The sequence below is a fragment of the Angustibacter speluncae genome (genome assembly GCF_054777815.1).
Genome location: NZ_BAAHAF010000058.1, coordinates 1 through 17754 on the forward strand (window position 1 = coordinate 1; position 17754 = coordinate 17754).

16 protein-coding genes, 1 tRNA gene and 1 pseudogene are annotated in these 17754 nt (G+C 66.9%); 10 read left to right on the forward strand and 8 right to left on the reverse strand.

The features are described from left to right. The 5 genes and pseudogenes from ACYVKY_RS06980 to ACYVKY_RS07000 all read left to right on the forward strand — a co-directional run. Positions 1 to 289: pseudogene (locus ACYVKY_RS06980) on the forward strand (hypothetical protein); the annotation flags it as partial. Further along, a complete protein-coding gene (locus ACYVKY_RS06985) occupies positions 286 to 1458 on the forward strand; it encodes a DNA polymerase III subunit delta' (RefSeq protein WP_460434254.1) in 1173 nt (390 codons plus the stop codon). The pseudogene ACYVKY_RS06980 and the gene ACYVKY_RS06985, both read left to right, overlap by 4 nt. Continuing rightward, a complete protein-coding gene (locus ACYVKY_RS06990) occupies positions 1455 to 3032 on the forward strand; it encodes an alpha/beta hydrolase (protein WP_460434255.1) in 1578 nt (525 codons plus the stop codon). The genes ACYVKY_RS06985 and ACYVKY_RS06990 overlap by 4 nt, the downstream gene beginning before the upstream one ends. Positions 3033 to 3105: 73 nt before the next feature. Then, positions 3106 to 3182 (forward strand) — tRNA-Thr (locus ACYVKY_RS06995). A gap of 413 nt (positions 3183 to 3595) precedes the next feature. After that, positions 3596 to 5521 carry a TIR domain-containing protein gene (locus tag ACYVKY_RS07000; protein ID WP_460434256.1) on the forward strand — a complete coding sequence of 642 codons (1926 nt, stop codon included), beginning with the start codon at positions 3596 to 3598 and terminating at the stop codon, positions 5519 to 5521. Positions 5522 to 5678: 157 nt separating this feature from the next. On the opposite strand, the gene ACYVKY_RS07005 is transcribed toward ACYVKY_RS07000, so the two are convergent. The 7 genes from ACYVKY_RS07005 to ACYVKY_RS07035 form a co-directional block, all read right to left on the reverse strand. Next, entirely contained in the window at positions 5679 to 6497 is an 819-nt protein-coding gene (locus tag ACYVKY_RS07005) for a hypothetical protein (protein WP_460434257.1), read from the reverse strand. Positions 6498 to 6984: 487 nt separating this feature from the next. Beyond that, positions 6985 to 7827 (reverse strand): hypothetical protein, encoded by an 843-nt coding sequence (locus tag ACYVKY_RS07010; protein ID WP_460434258.1) that lies wholly within the window; start codon positions 7825 to 7827, stop codon positions 6985 to 6987. 1415 nt (positions 7828 to 9242) lie between these two features. Then, on the reverse strand, positions 9243 to 9683 hold the full coding sequence (locus ACYVKY_RS07015; protein WP_460434259.1) for a hypothetical protein: 441 nt from the start codon (positions 9681 to 9683) through the stop codon (positions 9243 to 9245). A gap of 154 nt (positions 9684 to 9837) precedes the next feature. Next, positions 9838 to 10053 (reverse strand): hypothetical protein, encoded by a 216-nt coding sequence (locus ACYVKY_RS07020; protein WP_460434260.1) that lies wholly within the window; start codon positions 10051 to 10053, stop codon positions 9838 to 9840. A gap of 64 nt (positions 10054 to 10117) precedes the next feature. Further along, a complete protein-coding gene (locus ACYVKY_RS07025; RefSeq protein WP_460434261.1) occupies positions 10118 to 10678 on the reverse strand; it encodes a hypothetical protein in 561 nt (186 codons plus the stop codon). A 372-nt stretch (positions 10679 to 11050) separates the two neighbouring features. Next, positions 11051 to 11431: a hypothetical protein gene (locus tag ACYVKY_RS07030; protein ID WP_460434262.1), complete on the reverse strand. Its 381-nt coding sequence runs from the start codon at positions 11429 to 11431 to the stop codon at positions 11051 to 11053. A gap of 518 nt (positions 11432 to 11949) precedes the next feature. Then, entirely contained in the window at positions 11950 to 12309 is a 360-nt protein-coding gene (locus ACYVKY_RS07035; protein WP_460434263.1) for a hypothetical protein, read from the reverse strand. A 554-nt stretch (positions 12310 to 12863) separates the two neighbouring features. Here ACYVKY_RS07035 and ACYVKY_RS07040 point away from each other — a divergent pair. The 4 genes from ACYVKY_RS07040 to ACYVKY_RS07055 all read left to right on the forward strand — a co-directional run bounded on the left by ACYVKY_RS07040 (position 12864) and on the right by ACYVKY_RS07055 (position 15961). Continuing rightward, entirely contained in the window at positions 12864 to 13100 is a 237-nt protein-coding gene (locus tag ACYVKY_RS07040) for a hypothetical protein (protein WP_460434264.1), read from the forward strand. A gap of 368 nt (positions 13101 to 13468) precedes the next feature. Beyond that, on the forward strand, positions 13469 to 13936 hold the full coding sequence (locus ACYVKY_RS07045; RefSeq protein WP_460434265.1) for a hypothetical protein: 468 nt from the start codon (positions 13469 to 13471) through the stop codon (positions 13934 to 13936). A gap of 234 nt (positions 13937 to 14170) precedes the next feature. Continuing rightward, positions 14171 to 14950 (forward strand): hypothetical protein, encoded by a 780-nt coding sequence (locus tag ACYVKY_RS07050; protein ID WP_460434266.1) that lies wholly within the window; start codon positions 14171 to 14173, stop codon positions 14948 to 14950. A 180-nt stretch (positions 14951 to 15130) separates the two neighbouring features. Then, the gene (locus tag ACYVKY_RS07055; RefSeq protein WP_460434267.1) at positions 15131 to 15961 is read left to right on the forward strand and encodes a hypothetical protein; all 831 of its coding nucleotides are present in this window, start codon (positions 15131 to 15133) and stop codon (positions 15959 to 15961) included. A gap of 79 nt (positions 15962 to 16040) precedes the next feature. Here the strand turns inward: ACYVKY_RS07055 and ACYVKY_RS07060 are convergent, their stop codons facing one another. Then, positions 16041 to 16463, reverse strand: a complete 423-nt coding sequence (locus ACYVKY_RS07060; protein ID WP_460434268.1) for an RNA methyltransferase — start codon at positions 16461 to 16463, stop codon at positions 16041 to 16043. A 340-nt stretch (positions 16464 to 16803) separates the two neighbouring features. Here ACYVKY_RS07060 and ACYVKY_RS07065 point away from each other — a divergent pair, with 340 nt between their 5' ends. Then, a complete protein-coding gene (locus tag ACYVKY_RS07065; protein WP_460434269.1) occupies positions 16804 to 17715 on the forward strand; it encodes a tyrosine-type recombinase/integrase in 912 nt (303 codons plus the stop codon). The last annotated feature ends 39 nt before the right edge of the window (positions 17716 to 17754 follow it).

Sequence of the window (17754 nt, forward strand, 5' to 3'; positions counted from 1 at the left end):
CGACCCCATCCACGTCAGCACCCGCGACGACATGGACGCCCGCACCGAGGAGCTGCGCGCCGCCGGCACCCCGGCGTCGACCGAGCCGCTGACGCCGGCGGCCCACGCCGACCACCCCGACCACGGGCGGCACGCGCCGCACGAGGAGGTCCGGCCCCGTCCTGCCGCCCGTCCCGAGCCGGCCCGCTCGCCGTCCTCACGGCCGCAGCGCACCCGCCCGCGCCGGCTCGACGACGAGATCTTCTCCCTCGGTGGCGACGACGACGACGACCCCTGGGACCCGCGGTGACGGCTGCCGCCGTCGCGTCCGAGGGCGTCTGGTCGCAGGTCGTCGGTCAGCCCGAGGCGGTGGGCCAGCTGCGCACGACCGTGCAGCGGGCGACGCCCTCCGTGGGGGTGGCACCCGCGCACGCGTGGCTGTTCACCGGCCCGCCCGGCTCCGGCCGGTCGACCGCGGCGCGCGCCTTCGCCGCCGCGCTGCAGTGCGAGCAGCAGGGCTGCGGCACCTGCCACTCCTGCCGCACCGTGCTCGCGGGCTCCCACCCGGACGTGCTCGTCACGGCCACCGAGGCCACGATCATCAACGTCAAGACCGCCCGCGGCCTGATCCAGCAGGCGCAGCGCCGCCCGTCGGTCGGGCGGTGGCGGGTGATGCTGGTCGAGGACGCCGACCGGCTGCAGGAGGACGGCGCCAACGCGCTGCTCAAGGCGATCGAGGAGCCGCCGCCGGCCACGATCTGGCTGCTGTGCGCGCCGAGCCCGGAGGACGTCCTCGTCACCATCCGCTCGCGCTGCCGCCCGGTGCGGCTGCGCGTCCCGGCGCCCGAGGCGGTGGCCGAGCTGCTGGTCGCGCGCGGCGCCGAGCCCGCGCTCGCGGCGTTCGCGGCCAAGGCCGCGCAGAGCCACGTCGGACGAGCGCAGCGGCTCGCCACCGACGAGCAGGCGCGCATCCGCCGGCGCGAGGTGCTCGACCTGGCGTTCTCGGTGCGTGGGGTGGGCGACGCCGTGGTGCGGGCGGGCCAGCTGGTCGAGGTGGCCAACGAGGAGGCCGCCGCTGCCACCACCGACCGCGACGCCCGCGAGAAGGCCTCGCTGCTGCGGGCGCTCGGATACGAGGGCGAGTCGCGGCTGCCGCCGTCGATCCGCACCCAGGTCAGGGCGCTGGAGGCCGACCAGAAGCGCCGGGCGAACCGGGTGAAGCGCGACGCCGTCGACCGCGCGCTGCTCGACCTGCTCACGGTGTACCGCGACGTGCTGGTGGTGCAGCTCGGCGCTGACGTCGGGTTGGTGAACGGGTCCGAGCGCGACCGGGTGCAGCGGCTGGCCCGCGACAGCGACCCGCGCACGACCCTGCACCGCATGGACGCCATCGGCGAGGCGCGGCTGCGCATCGTCACGAATGCCAGCCCGCTCATGGTGGTCGAGGCGATGGCCGTGCAGCTGGTGTCGATCGCGTGAGGTCCGTCGGTCGCCGCCGCGTGGCGGTGGCTGCGGCAGTCGTCCTCGCGGTGTCCGGCTGCAGCCTGTTCGCCGACCCGCTGCCCGAGACCACGCCGGTGCCCGCTCCCACCCTGACGGCGGCGCCCGGTACCGAGCAGGCCAGCGACGACGCGGCCGCGCGGCTCTACGGGCAGGACCCGGGCTGGCGCGACTGCGACGACCCGCCGCTGCAGTGCGGGCGGGTGCAGGTGCCGGTCGACTGGTCGCAGCCGGGCGGTCCGACGCTGGCGATCGCGCTGGTGCGGGTGCCGGCGTCGGGGGAGCGAGAGGGCTCGCTGCTGGTGAACTTCGGCGGGCCCGGGGTGTCCGGGGTCGACGTGCTCACCGAGTACGGCGAGGCGGTCGTGGGCGCGCCGGTCGCCGAGGCGTACGACCTCATCGGCTTCGACCCGCGCGGCGTCGGGGCCTCGCGCGGGGTCGACTGCGTCTCCGACCGCGAGCTCGACGCCTGGCGGGCCTTCGACACGGTGGCGGACGCCGACACCGACCCGGCGGCCGCGCAGGCCGAGCTGCGCGCCGCCGCCGACGCGTTCATCGCCGGGTGCGTGCGGTCGACCGGCGACCTGCTGCCGCACCTCGACACCGTCTCGGCCGCCCGCGACCTCGACGTCGTGCGCGACGCGCTGGGGGAGGAGCGTCTCGACTACCTCGGGTACTCCTACGGGACGCTGCTGGGCGCCACCTACGCCGACCTGTTCCCGCAGCGGGTCGACCGGTTCGTGCTCGACGGCGCGCTCGACCCGGCCAGCTCGTCGGCCGACGTGACGCTCGGCCAGGCGGCCGGCATCGAGCGCGCGCTGCGCGGGTACGTGGCCGCGTGCCTGGCCGGCGACGCCGGCGACTGCCCGCTGTCGGGCAGGGAGGACGACGCCATGCGCCAGGTCGCCGACGTCGTCGAGCGCGCCGACGACGACCCGCTGCCGAGCGACCAGCCGGGACGCGAGGTCACCGCCGGCCTGGCCTTCACCGGGGTCGTCTCGACGCTGTACGACGAGCGGTCGTGGCCCTCGCTGTCGGACGCCCTCACCGAGGCCATCGACGAGCAGCGGGGCACCCGGTTGCTCGAGCTGGCCGACGGCTACGCCGACCGCGAGGACGACGGCACCTACGCGAGCGACCTCGACGAGGCCTTCCTGTCGATCAACTGCGCCGACTACCCGGTCGACGACTCGCCCGAGGCCATGGACCGGACCGCCGCCGCGCTCGAGGAGGCTGCTCCGTTCGTCGGCCGCTTCATGGCGTACGGCGAGACGTTCTGCGGGCAGTGGCCCGTGCCGGCCGCCCGCACGCCCGGCCCGCTGACCGCCGCGGGCTCGCCGCCGGTGCTCGTGATCGGCACCACGGGCGACCCGGCGACGCCCTACGAGTGGGCGGTGGCCCTGGCCGACCAGCTGGAGGCCGGCGTGCTGCTGACGCGCGAGGGGGAGGGGCACACCGGCTACGGTCAGGGCTCGCGCTGCGTCGACGCCTCGGTCGAGGCGTGGCTCGTGCGCGGCGAGATCGTCGCGGACGGCACCACCTGCGAGGCGTGAGGTCGCATCCGGTTCGGCCCGAGGCGACCCGGTTGGTATGCTCGACGACGGTCGAGGCCCAGGCTCCGACCACGCCGCCTTAGCTCAGTCGGCCAGAGCGATTCACTCGTAATGAATAGGTCAAGGGTTCGATTCCCTTAGGCGGCTCCACCACGCGAGGCCCCCGCGACTCCGGTCGCGGGGGCCTCGCCGCTTGGTCTGACGGTCGCTCGACGCGAGCTCCAGCTGCCGCTGGATCGCGTCGGTGCGAGCCGCGAGAGGTGACCCCTTCCGCCCAGTGTGGGCGTGCGTCCATCCGCCCAGTTGCAGCGTGTCTCCTAGGCCGCGACTTAGCCACTCGGTTGGGCAGCGATAGCTGCTATAGCCACCAAAGTTCATGAAGCGTCAGGCGCGTCACGGAGCCAGGTGCGGCGCAGCGATCGGACAACGCGCACCTCGGCCCCGATGCGGCAGCGTCGACACTACGCAACTGAGCTTTGTACCTAGACGCACTCCACGGTGTGTCCCGTTGGGCCCGGTCTGCACGTAGCATCGGCGCACGCCAACGACGGGGAGCGGTGCACATGGCAAACGCAAAGCGCGAGAACATGGTGAAATTGGCGCTATCTCGCTTGATCTTGGCGACATTCAACAAGTCGAAGTGGCTCGAGCTAGGGCTCTTGACGAACACGGACTCCCAATTGAATGCCCATCCCCGACTTTTCAAGGCCCTCAGCTTCGGTGACGACGACTATCAGGCCGCGATCCTTGAGGTGCTACCAATCGTCCTGGGTGAAGTTCGGACCGCAAGCGGGTCCGTCAAGTTCCGCAACCTCACCCAAGTAGAGGACTACGTTGACTTGGCCGGCTGGCTAGCATCGAACGATTTTGAACTCTACGAACGACTGTATGGCGACACGATCCCGATTCACGAGCCTCGTCGGCGACCTGACACAGCGTCTTCGGACGATGAATGGGCTGAGACCAGCCGGTCATCGAGACAATCACCGAAACAGGACGCGAGTCGGCAACGATCGTCCGAAACTCGACCCGTGATGCGCAGCGTCTTCCTCGTTCACGGGCGCGACATGATTGCGCGTGACGCACTCGTGGAGCTGCTGCGCGCTTTTGATCTCCGTGTCGTCGATTGGGACGAAGCCTCACGAGCCACGGGTGTTGCAACTCCCTATACCGGTGACGTGATCTCTGCGGGAATGCGCGACTCGGATGTTGTAATCGTGCTGTTTACACCTGACGACATCGCGCAGGCGCATCCCCGTTACCACCAGCCAAACGATCCGCGCGACGAGCTAGAGCCCACCGGCCAAGCCCGCCTCAACGTGGTATTCGAGGCTGGCATGGCAATGGCCTTGGACCGCGACCGGGTTGTCTTGGTGGAGGTGGGTGCCGTGCGCGCAATGAGCGACACGGCAGGGCTAAACGTACTCCGACTTAAGGATGACACATCCTCGCGCCGCCGGTTGGCGAGTCGCTTAAGGACAGCCGGTCTGGCCGTTCACACAGACCACGACGACTGGCAGGATGCTGGCAACTTCGGTGCTTCACCGTCGCTGGTATCCGCTCTCCCGCTCACGTCGCTCGCCGCTTCCTCAGAGACGGAAGTCGTCCCGGCTGTTCGCCCCCCATCCGACGATCTGCGAACGCTTCTTCAGGACCCAAACAAGGCTCTAGATCTGGAAGAATACGTCCTGGGTCGCGTTCGTGACACCGCAACACGACTCAAAGAGTTCCGGTGGACTCGCGCGATCGACGGGGAGCAGTCTGAGGCGCTGTTTGAGTCGTTGCTCACGCAGACGCAGCCAGCCCTAGACGTGGTCGTGAATGGGGTTCGCTATGACCGGAGGCACGAACACAGCGCCTTGTGGGCACGAGCGATTCAGATACTCATGTCCACTCGGCAACCGCCCGAGGGGGTCTTCTACGATGACCTGGAATCGCTTCGTCATTTGCCTGCACTCTTCGTCCTCCGCGCGGCCGGCGTGACCGCTGTGCATTATGAGTACGATAGCGCTCTGGTATCGATGCTTCGCGAAGCACGTTGGCGCGACTGGCAGAATCCGCAGGTGAAGCTGGCGGCAAGCTCGGCGCTGCACGAGATGCGCGTGATTCGGCCAGAGATGGTGAACCAGTTCCCCCGATGGAACGGTACGCGTTGGCTATATCCAGCCAGTCACTACTTGCGTGAGGTACTTCGGGAGCCGCTCCGCGTCGCAATCCCAGACGATGCCGACTACCGCGACGCGTGCGATGGCTACGAGTATCGAGTAGCGCTTGTTCAATGGCGCTACAGCGACGAACCGTTGGCGTTCCGGAGCGCGCCTGGGGAATTTATCGGTGAGAGGCGCTGGACCAGCGAGGGCGTTCCGATGTCGGAGGCTGAGTTCCTCGACTCACCGCAGCCCATCTGGGGATCGGTACTGGGTGACAACATCATGGGATCCGTCGTGAAGTTGCGGGGTGACTTAGAGAAATTGCAGCGGTGGGGCTAACGCAGCAAACAGCCGGATGGCCCATAATGACTAGGCGCGCCGCAGTTTCTCGACGTGCGTCTTTTCGCCACGGCCATCGCTCGTCTGCGCTGATCTCATGTCGCGTTCACCTGCGTGGCGTGCTTCGACCCCCTGCATTCCCAGTGACCGAGCGCGCCTATGCTCCTGCGCCGGTGACAATTGGAGGGTCAGGAGTTTCGGAACTTTCAACGGTGGTTGCTCCGACGCTCAAGGCCAAGAGCGCCACCACGTCCTCGACGGGAAGATTTCCAGCAGCTGTTGCCTCGTCCAGCAGCGCTGCGCGAATAAGCGACTCAACGATGGTTTGACGTTGCTGCACTGGTGTCATAGATAGTAAACTTTGAATGAACTCAAGGCGCTCACGCCGCACATCGCGATCGAACTCGAAATCCTCGCGCCGAGTCCTCTGACGTGCCTGTCGCAATTCTTCCTCGGCCAAGGCGCGCTCGACTCCTGCTCGCGCTATGCGATCGTCCACTGTTGCTACGGCGACGTCAGCCTCTGCGCGCGCTTGCGCGCGTCTCGGTCCCAGCGTCGCCAGGACCTCTACAGTAGAGACGGCCTTGCCCAATGCTTCTGCACCGGTCCGCGCGGCTACGAGCTCCTCGCCCGCAGGGTTCTCATACCACGCACGACGCACGACAATGTCTGCGGGCATCCCCCCATCAATCTCATGCTGGATGAGTGCTTGATACAGGTCCGAATCCAGATCGTCTAGCCCACGCCCGCTGAGAACATTCGAAGCAGCAAGGTCATGGCGCCCCTGCGGGAGGTACCTTGGGCGCCACAATCCTATTGGTGGAACCCAATCGAACGATTCGTCCCCAACTTGTGCAACAATTCCCCCAAGGCGACGTGGCAGGTTCTCCATACTTGTGCGAAATTCTCGCAGCCGCCGAGTCATCTCGTGGTCACTTGCGGACCACGACTGCTCAATCTGTCTCAGACGGTCCACAGTGGGGAACCTCATCCGCGCTTCAGTCGTGCGGAGAAGGCGGCTCACGGTGGCTGCCTTACCGATATCGGTTGCCACTCGGAAGGCTCGGAACGCTTGTTCAACTTGCGCCGGACTAGCACTGGGGCCGAGATCAAGCGTGATCGTGCACCTCAACATGGCGACACGTTAGCGGGTGCCGCCCAAGTAGGCGCTCGATTGCCGCCACTAGCATCGCGGAACGCCAACGCTCGTCGCGGTGCAGAAGCGCGATTGTTGCTGGGCGCCTGCCGGCCGAGCACGGGAGTGCCTCCCCTGCCGCCGCCGCCGGACAGAAGACACTCGACCGGCGGGTGCCCCACTTCGCCGCGTAGGCGGTCGGCGCCGAGGACGATGTGACAGCGAGGTCAGTGAGGACGACGGCAAGACGACGCCGCGAACTACTCGCAGACGCGTGCATGGACTCCAATCTCACTGCACTGGACCTCGCGTACCGCGTTCCAGCCGATTAGGGCCGGCGTAAGGCATTCGGCGTATGGTCGTCCGGACACCTCGGATCGTCCCATCTGTTGAGTTCGACGACTGGGTGATCCCCAGACCATGCGAAGCCTTCCCAGCCGGTCGAGCGTGACCAGGCCACGGTCAAGCTGGGCACGTACCGAGACGTGATCCACAGGTGCGTGATGTCGTCGACAAGCTCTGGTACAGCAAGGGCCGAAGCGTCGCCGGGCGACGCTACTCGAAGCCAGTCAAACGAATGGTCCTTCTGCTCGTCCACAATCAAGACTGCGTGCCTTTCAGCGCCACCGTACGCGGCCAACTTTCGGGCGACATCCGCGTAGGCGGGCTGTCCGAGCAAATCGCACGCTGCTTTGACAACGTTGGCCGCGCTTGGGAGGGGACGACCGCCGCCAGACCCTGACGTGAGGATGACCTGGCCAGGACGTAGGTAACCCTGGGTAGTGATGAACTCGTACTCGTCCGCTCTGTGGGGAATCAGGTGCCACTGATCAGGGTCTTCAAGCTGATGAAGTAACTGCTCCAACCATCCGAGGTCGTTGACGCGTGCCTTGTGTGTCAGGCACACCCAGTAGCCCTGACTTAGGCCCGCAATCTCGACCCTCCCATTGATTTTGCCTAAGGCATTCAGGAGTTGTACGTCCCCCTTGTGAGGGTCCGAGACAATCTCCAGCGGGACGCCACCCTGTCGGTGGATGATGGCATCTGGCTTGCTGTTGCCGTCGCGGTCGTCGTAGCAGCACACCCGAGCCCCCAAGCTGCGTTCGATGATCAACCTGACCAGCGTCTCGCTCTGCTTTTCGCCGTGGTGGCCGGTTGGCTGCGATGGCACTAATAGACCCCAACAATCATCTATTCGATTCGAGAGCATCCGCAGCCGGACTCAACCGGTCCACGTTCCTGCACTGCGACGGCGCCGCGCTCCGACCTGCTCCGCCGCGTGTCGCGCCGGGGGGCACGCATAGAGCTCGACCGCGAGGCAGGCAGCAGCCCCCAACCAGCACACTTAGTTTGGTAGAGCGGGACGCTGCGGGCCGCTCGACACCTCGTCAGTCAACCGAGTCGGGAGTGCCTGCAATGCCTGGATTAAGTGGCTAGCCCACTCTTCGATGGCTTGCTGATACGCGGCAAGGGCACGCTCGTCCTCCGGACTCTTGGGTCCTTGGCCAGCGCGAGAGATGGAACCGTGACGCACCCAGTTTCTCAACTCCCATACTGCGTCGTAGTAGTTCTGGGTTGCCTGCATGACAGGCAGGTCGCGCAGTGAGTGCGATACATAGAGCTGATGCCGGAGGGGCCATAAATCGTAACGCCCGGTGCGCGCCTTGCTTCTCGAATGCACTGCGGCGTCGCGGACGTTAGCCACCTCGACCAACAGTGCATCCGCTGTCCTCCGAATCTCATCCCGGTGCTTGCGCTTGTCATTCAGCCACTGGGCGACGAGGACACCAACTAGGACCGCGATCGCGCTCAGCAAACCGCCAGCTAGTGATGCCCAGATTCCGTCCCACCCGTTCGCGACATCCATGGCGTCACGTTCCCGGATGCGCCACCGACCGTCAACCGAGCCGCGCAGGCTGTAACGAGGCACCCGATGTGGACGCTAGACGGTATGCGCAGGGTGGCTCGCCCAGATGCGTCACACCGCCGCCAGCCGGCTACTTCTATGCCCGGCGCCGAGTCGTGCTCGACCGGTAGGCTGAGTGCAACCTCACCGGATCGCGCCACGATACGGCGTTCACGATGACTCACTACGAAGCCCGCGGAATCCCGCACCGGCCACGCGCCGCTCGAACCGAGAACGGCCCACGGACAGACCTCCTGCTAGGCGAATGGCGAAAGCTCGTCGAGCGAGCCGAACGGGGCGCGGCGACCCATCAAACAGGGTGCCCACAATGTGACGGCTCGGACGGCCTCGATGCTCGCGACGACCTAGAGAGGCTCGTTCGTCGCGGCGGCAGGCGCCAAGTTCGCATTGGCAAACGCCTCGAGGCGTTGGACGAGCGGTTCCGGCAAGCCACCACGCCCGCACCGTTCTCCCCAGACGGACCTGGCTGGTGGCGGTACCGAAACCTCGGGTAGTGGGCACCGGGCGTACTCCTGCGCTGCAGGCAGGGTATCGAGGCTGCCGTCGAGTCAGGGCCATGCTGCATACCGCCGCCAGTCGACCACCCGACCTGCGGGCCTTGAGGATTCTCCTACGCGGCGGCAGGGAGTCCGCCTGGCCCGACGATCGGTTCGGCGCCCTCAGTCACAGAGGGCGGGGTCAGCGAAAGTCGAGGGCGCCACCTCCTCACCGGCGAGCACCGGGCCACGTGAGAAGTCTGCGGTCTCGGGGTTCCACTCCGCGGCGTAGAAGCTGTATTCAGTCTCAATCTCGACCATGTGCTCGCCGATTGTTGGAAGCTCGCCCCGCACCTGGCTGACGTCCGCCGGCACCTGCACTACACGAGCGAACTGGTCCCGAACCTCAGCCTCCCAGACGACCGCTCCGCGATTGCTCACATTGATGGCGACGATAGGGCTGCTGTCGCAGGTAGGCAGGTAGGCCGTGAACCGGCCCGCGTCCAAGATCTCCATCCCCAGTTCAGGCGTGCCGGGATCAGAGGGCAGGAGCGCGCACCCGCTCGCCATGAGCAAAGTCAGTGCGGCTGCGCCTACGCGCACCGTCATCCGGTTCCGACTCACCCAATGAGTCTCGCCTCTTAGAACGCGATCACCAAACCTCGGCCGTGGGTCCACCCGATCGACGCACCTAGGCGGCAACGCCAAGCCTGGAGAACGACCGCGCCCATCCGCTGCCAGTCGCCTCGGTCGGGTCAACGCCGCAACCGTTCGGGCGTCAGTTCGCAGTATCGGTCGATCTCCACGCGAGGAGACGCCGGCTGACGTCGTCCCAGTCGACCTCTACACCTCGGCCTTCGGCGTCTTCGACCCACTCCGCCAGTCGCTGGAACAGGTCCTCCGGAGTTACGCCCCTCCGCCGGCCTGGGTGGTCGTAGGGATCGTCGCGAAGGTCCCAGAACGCGTCGGCCAGTCTGCGCTCGATGCTGGGCACACTCAGATGCTACGAGCGTGATGGTCCATTGCCGGCAGCTGCGTCTCTCCGCCGCGAGCCGGGTCTAAGTTTCGCTGTAGTCGCGCAGGTGAGTTGACACGGAGATGAGCAGATCAAGTACGTCTCCAGGCCGCATGAACCCAAACAGCACTTGGGTTCCGTCGAGAGCGGGCGTGACCTCGAAGGTGTCCGAGGACTGGCATGCAGCATCTCGCGTGTGCGCGGGCCACCTCTCGAGCTCGCTCGGGTTGCGCAGCGTGAAGCGGTTTCCGTGCGCGATCCCGTTCCTCAGGTGACGCACCATCTCCAACACTGGCGCTCGGTCGTAGTAGCCCTCTGCCGCCAAGCGGTCTCCCAGGAGCACTAGCGAGCTCACGCACCACGCCCTGTCCATCTCGCCGCGAAGTGTCGGCTCCGTGGTGACAAGCTCGAGTGCGTACTGCAGATCGAACGGCCTGCTCGACCCGTCCTGGCACGTCACCGTTCCCAGCGGCCGGCCGGCCTCGTCCTTCAGTCGCGCAAGCGAGAGAACCCGAGGGTCTCGTCCAAGCTCCACTGCGGCCGCATGCGCATACAGCCCGAACCTCAGAAGCGACGCGTATCGGCCCGTGCTATCGGCGCTCACCGTCAGATGCTCCCGCACTTGGGTCTGGCGAAGGTGCGCGATCCAGGAGTGGCGTAGGCCCAGGAAACCGGGAAGGCCTCGCGCAGCCGAGATGCGTCCTGCCGCCGCCCGACGGCGTAGCCCATTCCGCCGCTTGCGGACCGCGCAACTGGTTGGCGCCGTAGACCGGGCTCGAACCTGATCCGAGTCGCTGCTCGTCAACACGCACGGCATGCGCCTTGCCGTCGTGGTCACAGTCACCGCGGACCCACATGTCGTGTCGCTCAGCCGCCCGCAGCGGCCTCGGCGTGCAGCGCGGCCGGCCTGAGCAGGATGGCAGGCCTCGATGGCTTCCCTGCGACCCAGGAGCTGTCGGCCCTGGTGGATCACCACCTAGCCGTTCGCGGCTGCCCATGCTGTCAGGAACTGTGTCAGCTCCGCCTCGGAGAGCTCGAGCTCGGCTGCTGATCGGTTTTCGAAATGGTCGGCTGGCAGTCCGCACGTTCGTGCGAGTTCGACACGCATCTCGGTGGCGGTTACCCCTGCATGGCCGGCGTAGAAGTCCGCCATCGCCCAGACCACGGGTGGGGTGCCTTCGCAACCCTCATAGGCCATGGCAGATGGATCGGTCAGGGCCTCGATGAGGTCGATCGGGTCGGACACCGCCGCGTCTGGCGCCGCCGACGCACCGAGGCCAGCTTCGGTGGCAGGCGGCTCGGTCGACCCGGTGCGGTCGGATGCAGTGGGCGGTGCTGCGTTCGTGCTCGTGCCCACGGCGCCGTTGCCGAGACTCGCCCGGCCATCGGTGGGTGCAGCCGGTCCACATGCAGTGAGTAGCGCTCCCATGACTACTGAAACCAGCGTGAGGCTTCGGACGCGGGACGGCTTCACGTGTGCATCGGTGGTCATGTCGTCCTTACTTCGACTCACGACGAGCGCGGCTTTGGCCTTGCTGGTCGTCGGTAGCGCTGTCGAAACCATCACGTGAACCTGATCTTCCACATCTTTCGCGGTTCGGCACACGCTTCGCACAACCCTTGAATCCGCCGAGCCGCGTCGGAAGTGAACAGAGCATCACCGAACGGGCGCGGAGAAGCGAGCACCTCTTCCGATGCTCACTCGGTCAGAGCCGGCCCGGACCGGTCCCACCCGGTCGATCACCCAATTACGTGCTCCCTGCCCGCCCATTCGGGCGTTGACCGTGGCCGGCGGTAGCCACTACTGGGGCCGCGGTCCTCGCTGGAGGCGCCAGTTATGGCACACCTGGACTAGCTACAGCCATTGGTGGCAGGTCAGGCTCCGTCGGTGTCCAGACCGGAGAGGCCGAGCATGACGAGGGCGATCCATGACAACGCCAGGACCCCCATGAGGAACCACGCCGGGGCGGCGGCCCACTTCCACGACACTCGGGTCCCGCGGGCAGCACTCCGGAAGTACAAGGGTCGGTACATCGAGGTGAAGTCCGCGTCCTCCCGCATCAGGACTCGCCCTGGAATCGACGCGGTCAGCGAGGATGCGATCACTGCGGCCACGCCACCAGCGAAGAACCAGATGTTGGAACCGAGCGCCACGTGCAACGACACGCCGACGACGAAACACAGCGGCGCAGCAACCGAAGCAAGGACGGCTTGAAGCAGCGACACCTGGCGCACGCCGCCATCCTTTCAACAATCCCGCTGGTCCCGATGGCAAATGCGACATGTGGCCGACGACAGACCACGACGTGCTTCTGCGGCACGAGCCGGCCATCGCCAAGACATGGGGACCAGCGTCTATCCGCCGCGAGCCGTCCTCGGCGCCCGTGACTGCAACACCGCAAGTCCTTGGCGAATCATCGACCGCGTGGCCTCGCGAACCAGGATCCTCAAGGGGTCGACTCCTATAGCTCAAACGCCACGACGTAGATGAGCACCAGTACCGCGATCGACCCGAACAGGATCGATGTTGCATGCCGAGCCCACCCGCTTCGTGGCCTGGTCATTGCTCAACCGTAGTCGTGGATGGCCACGCAGTCGTGCTCGATACCCGATGCCGTTCGAGGCTCGAATGGGGTCATCGAAGGCCCCTGGTCGACATCGGCGACTGTGTCCGTCCGGACCGATGCGGCCGTTCACTGAAGTGCCCCTTCCGCCGCGAGCCGGCGCGGCAGGAGCTGAGATGCGCATTCACTACGAGGTGAGCCCTCGCTGCCTGAGATGGTTGATGCATGGAGGTCATACACGGCGCCCTGGAGCTAGCGATTGCTCCCGAGATCTGGACGGTCGAACTCCGCGACGGCAGGTCGATCGAAGTACTGACTCACGGTTACAGCATCGAGGGCGACGACTGCGTCTTCTCTCTGCTGTTCCGGGGCGAGCCCAACTTTGAGGTCACGTCGCTTCGATTACCTCTTGCCCTGCTGCCCGCCGACTTCCACGAGGTCGATCCACCGGCCGCCACCTGACACACGACCGGGAGATCACTCAACCGGGAGATCACTCAACCGAGACGACGCCAGTCTCGCCATCCAGCCAGCGCGTCACATCGCCGCGTAGACGTCAAGCATCCGCCCGTCATCTGACGGCACGCTGGCATGCTCATCGTGTGGCGCGCTGGGACCGATTCCCCCTCGACCTTCGGACTCGTGCGCTCGCGGTCGTTTTCCCACTGGCGATCTTCCTCGGGTGGTTTATCCCGGCCGTGCCGAACGGGGCCTGGTGGTGGCCGGCGCTCGCGATGGCTGGATGGCTCGGCTTAGCCTTGGCGCTACTTCTCCGTCCCCGCACGCGTTCGCGTCACGCAAAGGGTCGCGGCGAAGAGCCAGGCTGATGAGTGTCGGCGATCGAGCCGGATGCCTCGGTGGGTCCTCTGCGTCACATCGCCGCCAGTCGACCTCACCTCGGCTACCGAGGGCCGCTGCGGCTAGGCCGTGAGCAGCAGATACTCGGTGGCATGCCCCTCACTCTGACCGAGGATCAGCGCAACGATGTCCTCGCGTTGTGCGAGCAGTTCCCATCCCGAACGGGCATGTACGTCCGACCTATGTCTTGGGCGACCATCGACGCCTTCTTGGCCGGCTACGTCGCAAGTTGGCCTGGTGGCGCGTCGCGAGCCCTGCACCTTTTCGCAACAGAAGGTCTCGAACCAAGCAGCCTGATCTGGACGTCTCGCCTGCATCAGCGGCACGACCCGGGTGTCGGTTGGGCCGAACCGATCGAACGCGAGCACGGCGAACGGGTCGCCAACCTGTTGTGCGCAGTGATCAGAGACTTTGCCGACAGCGTCGGAAAAAGACACTAGCCGCCGGAGAACGACGCAGCCGTCGGAACCACCCGGCGCAGGACGACGCCAGCCGACACGACCCCGGTGCCCCACTACGCCGCCTGTCGACCGGTCTCACCGGAACCGCGCCTCGGGCGCGCCAGCCCCGGGCCCGTGAACGGCAGGACCACGAGGCGCTACTACACCTACGCTTCCCTTTCGCGGTTGCCCAATCGGGGGCCAGGGTCGGCCAAGGGAGGAGTCAAGAGCAAGATGGGCGCCCAGAGGCAACTGCCACTACGTGAGCGGGTGCGCCATGCGGCAACGGCCGACCTGAACGCCGATGAGATGCGCGAGATCGCATCCGATCCGCACCACGACGTGCGCGGGGAGCTGGCGGCAAGGGAGAACCTGCCCGAGGACGTCATCAACAGCTTGGCGAACGACAAGTCCGCTGCCGTCCGTGGGCTGATCGCCCGGCATGCCCGCGCCAGCCATGAACTGGTCGCGCGCCTGAGCCAGGACAAGAGCCCACTCGTGCAGTGGGAGGTCGTCTGGGCCATAGCCGACCGTCCGGACCTGGCGGCAACCGTCCTCCCGGTCGCCAAGCAGCATGTGTTGCTCGTACTGGCCGATCGGTTCGCCTCGATGGACGAGGTCATTCAGCAGGCACTTGGGCGACACGTGGACCCTGAGGTCCGCTGCAAGGTTGCCGAGCAGGCCGAAGACATCCCATTACTCGCTTCCCTGGCAAGCGACACCGAACCGCGAGTCCGAAGAGCCGTGGCAGCCAACCCCCACATCTCGAGGGACCTGCAGCTACAGCTCGCGAGCGACCCCCACCGAATGGTGCGCGCGGGAGTGGCAGACAACTGGGCCCTCGACCCCGACGTGGCGCTGGTCCTGACCTCAGACCGCTCCAAGGACGTCCGGCTGGTGTTGGCAACTCGCCTGCACAGCTACGCCCACGTCCAGGCCCGCCTGCGAGACGACCCGGACGGGATGGTGCGTCACCACGCGACGGAGCTCGGGTACGCGCCACGGCCAGAGTGAGCCGAACACCGCCCACCGCGGCCGCCCCAAGTGCCACACTCCGCCGCCTGTCGATCCGATCGCAGGTGCGGGCGGCGAGCAAGTCCGGCGACCGACGCCAGGACCTCGGTTAGCGTGCTGGCCGTGCCCTCATCTGATAGGCGGACTGATGCCAACACGGCCCCCTTCCGGTGGGATCTGGTGGAGCCCGCCGCGCTGGGCGGTCTCCTCGACGGCGTAGCGACGCCCGCGCTGTGGTTCGCTCGAGAGCTGAGTCACTGCGCGGGCAAAGTCCTGGCCAGGAGCGCGTCAGGTGATCTGGCATTCGTCGGCCGCAGTCTTGATTCAATGTTCGACCTGTTGTCCGGCGCGCTCAGCGACATCGATGAGGTGCCGACGTTGACGCGCATACCGCTGTCTTTCGCGCGGGATTGGGACGGGCCTGAGCGCCGTCGGCTCTCCCTGGCAGAGCGTGACGTTGCCCGGTCGGTTCTTGAGTCCTCTGGCATGACGCCCCACGTGGCGGCTCGCAGATCGACACCCGTCACCTTCGTCGACGTGGCCTACACCGGCGGCACGTTCCGCGACCTGTACTTGCTCATCCGCGAGTGGGTGGAGGACGAACGCGCGCAGTGGGACGTCGTCAGGAAGAAGATCCGTTTCCTGGGCGTGACCTCGAGGACCAAGACCAGCCCGAACACGTTCCGTTGGGCCCAGCACCAGGAGTGGACCAAGGACCTGCCCGGTAAGTCGGTGACCAGCGTGAGTCTGGACGCGTGGGTGTGGAGCTACCTGGGCAACGAGCAACCCAAGCTGACCAGGTCATATGCGCCGCGGACCTGGCTTGCCGAGGCTCAAGGACCGGGCAGAGACGAGCGGACCCGGGCAGCGCTGGCCGAAGCAGTGGCACTGGTCGCATACGGACGCACGGGCGAGGCGCGCCATCTCATCGCGGACGCGATGGCGGATGAACCAGCATTGGCGCAGTCATGGCTGCGAACCCTGCGCTCGCGCCTCGCAAGCCGAATCTGAGTAGTGCGTCCATCCGCCGCCTGACGGCACACCCTCGCCTCCGCAGCGAGACGCGCGACAACACTCTGTCGGCGTTCGATTACGAGAGCCCAGAGAGTCGGTAAGCCACCAGGCTGCCGGCGACAGCGACATTCAGGCTCGAGCCGATCCCCACCATGGGGATCTCCACGCACTCGTCGACGTCCTTGAGGATGTCGTGAGGGACGCCGTTGTGCTCGTGGCCCAGGAGCAGCACCGTGGACCGCCGTGCCGGCGCCAGCCGGGAGAGCGCGATGGCGCCATCAGCGAGCTCGACCGCGACGATCCGTTTGCCCAGGTGGCGCTGGTCAGCGATCCACCGTTCCTTCGACGGTGCGACCCAGTGGATGCACGGGCGTTGGCGGCGCAGGGTGTCGCCGACGCGCATGGCGTCCTGGTAGTGCCTGGTGCGAGGAACTGCCATGCACGCACCTATCGCGTCGCAGGTGCGCAGGAGGGTGCCCAGGTTCGCGTCGTACGCCACCCACAGTGGGGCAACGACGAGATGATCCCAACAACCGTGGCGTCGTTCACGACGTTGAGAGCGAAGGTCTCTGGGCACGGTCTTCGCGCGACTCATGCGCGAGCGGATGCAGCTCCGGCAGTGATCATCACGAGCGCCTTTAGGCGGCGGCGCTGGTCCATCGACGAGGTGGGAGGTGGTCAGCGTACCTGGCCGTGCGTCCATCGATCCGGTGAATCAAGGCCGACGCGTCTCGACCAGCCTGCGTGTGCGGCTAACGTCGGCGCGTTCCTGGTGCCCGGCCGTGACGAGCGGCGAGCGCGGTCTGAGCCCGGCGTCGGTCGCCGCGTGAGGTGACCCGATGTCCCCGACCACTGTGCTGCCCTACGAGCCGACGACGATGTCGACCGCCCAGCTGGCGGCGGTCTCCTACCTCGCCCGGTACTCCGGGCGCACCCACCACCTGTACAGCTGCCAGCTCGCGCGGTGGTTCGCGTGGTGCCAGGCCCACGGGCTCGACCCGCTGGTCGGCGTCCAGCGAGCCCACGTCGAGCTGTACATCCGCCATCTCGGCGACCACGGGCTGATGGACTCCTCCGTCGTCACCACCATGCACGCCGTCCGCGGCTTCTTCCGGTTCGCGCACATCGACGGACTGATCCCCTCCGACCCCGCGGTCTACGCGCGGCTGCCGAAGGTCCACCGCGACGAGTCCCGCACCCAGGGCCTGGACCGGCTGGAGCTGATCCGGTTCCTCCAGGTCGCCCAGACGCTGACCGTGCACCACGGCGCCCTCGCCTACCTGCTCGGCATCAACGCCCTGCGCGCCTCCGAGGCGTGCGCGGTCAGGATCGAGGACTACGCCGACACCCTGCGAGGGCACCGCGTCCTGCACCTGGTCGGCAAGGGCAACAAGCCCGCCACCATGCCGGTCACCGTGCCCGTCCTCCGCGCCCTCGAAGCCTGCCGTGGTCAGCGCGTCACGGGTCCGCTCGTCCTGCGTCCGAACTCGGGCAGACCGATCGACCGCCGCGACGCCTACCGGATGGTCGCTCGCATCGCGAAGGCCGCCGCGATCCCGCGGCACATCAGCCCGCACTCGCTGCGCCACGCCGCCATCACCAACGCCCTGGACGCCGGCGTGCCGCTGCGCGACGCGCAGATCCTCGCCCGTCACGCCGACCCGCGCACGACCGAGCACTACGACCGCGCCCGCGGCAACCTCGACCGGCACGGCGTCCACTTCCTCACCGCCTACGTCGCGGGCGTGTGAAGAGGCGTCCGCACAGCCCGCCCAGCGTGGCGACTCCCA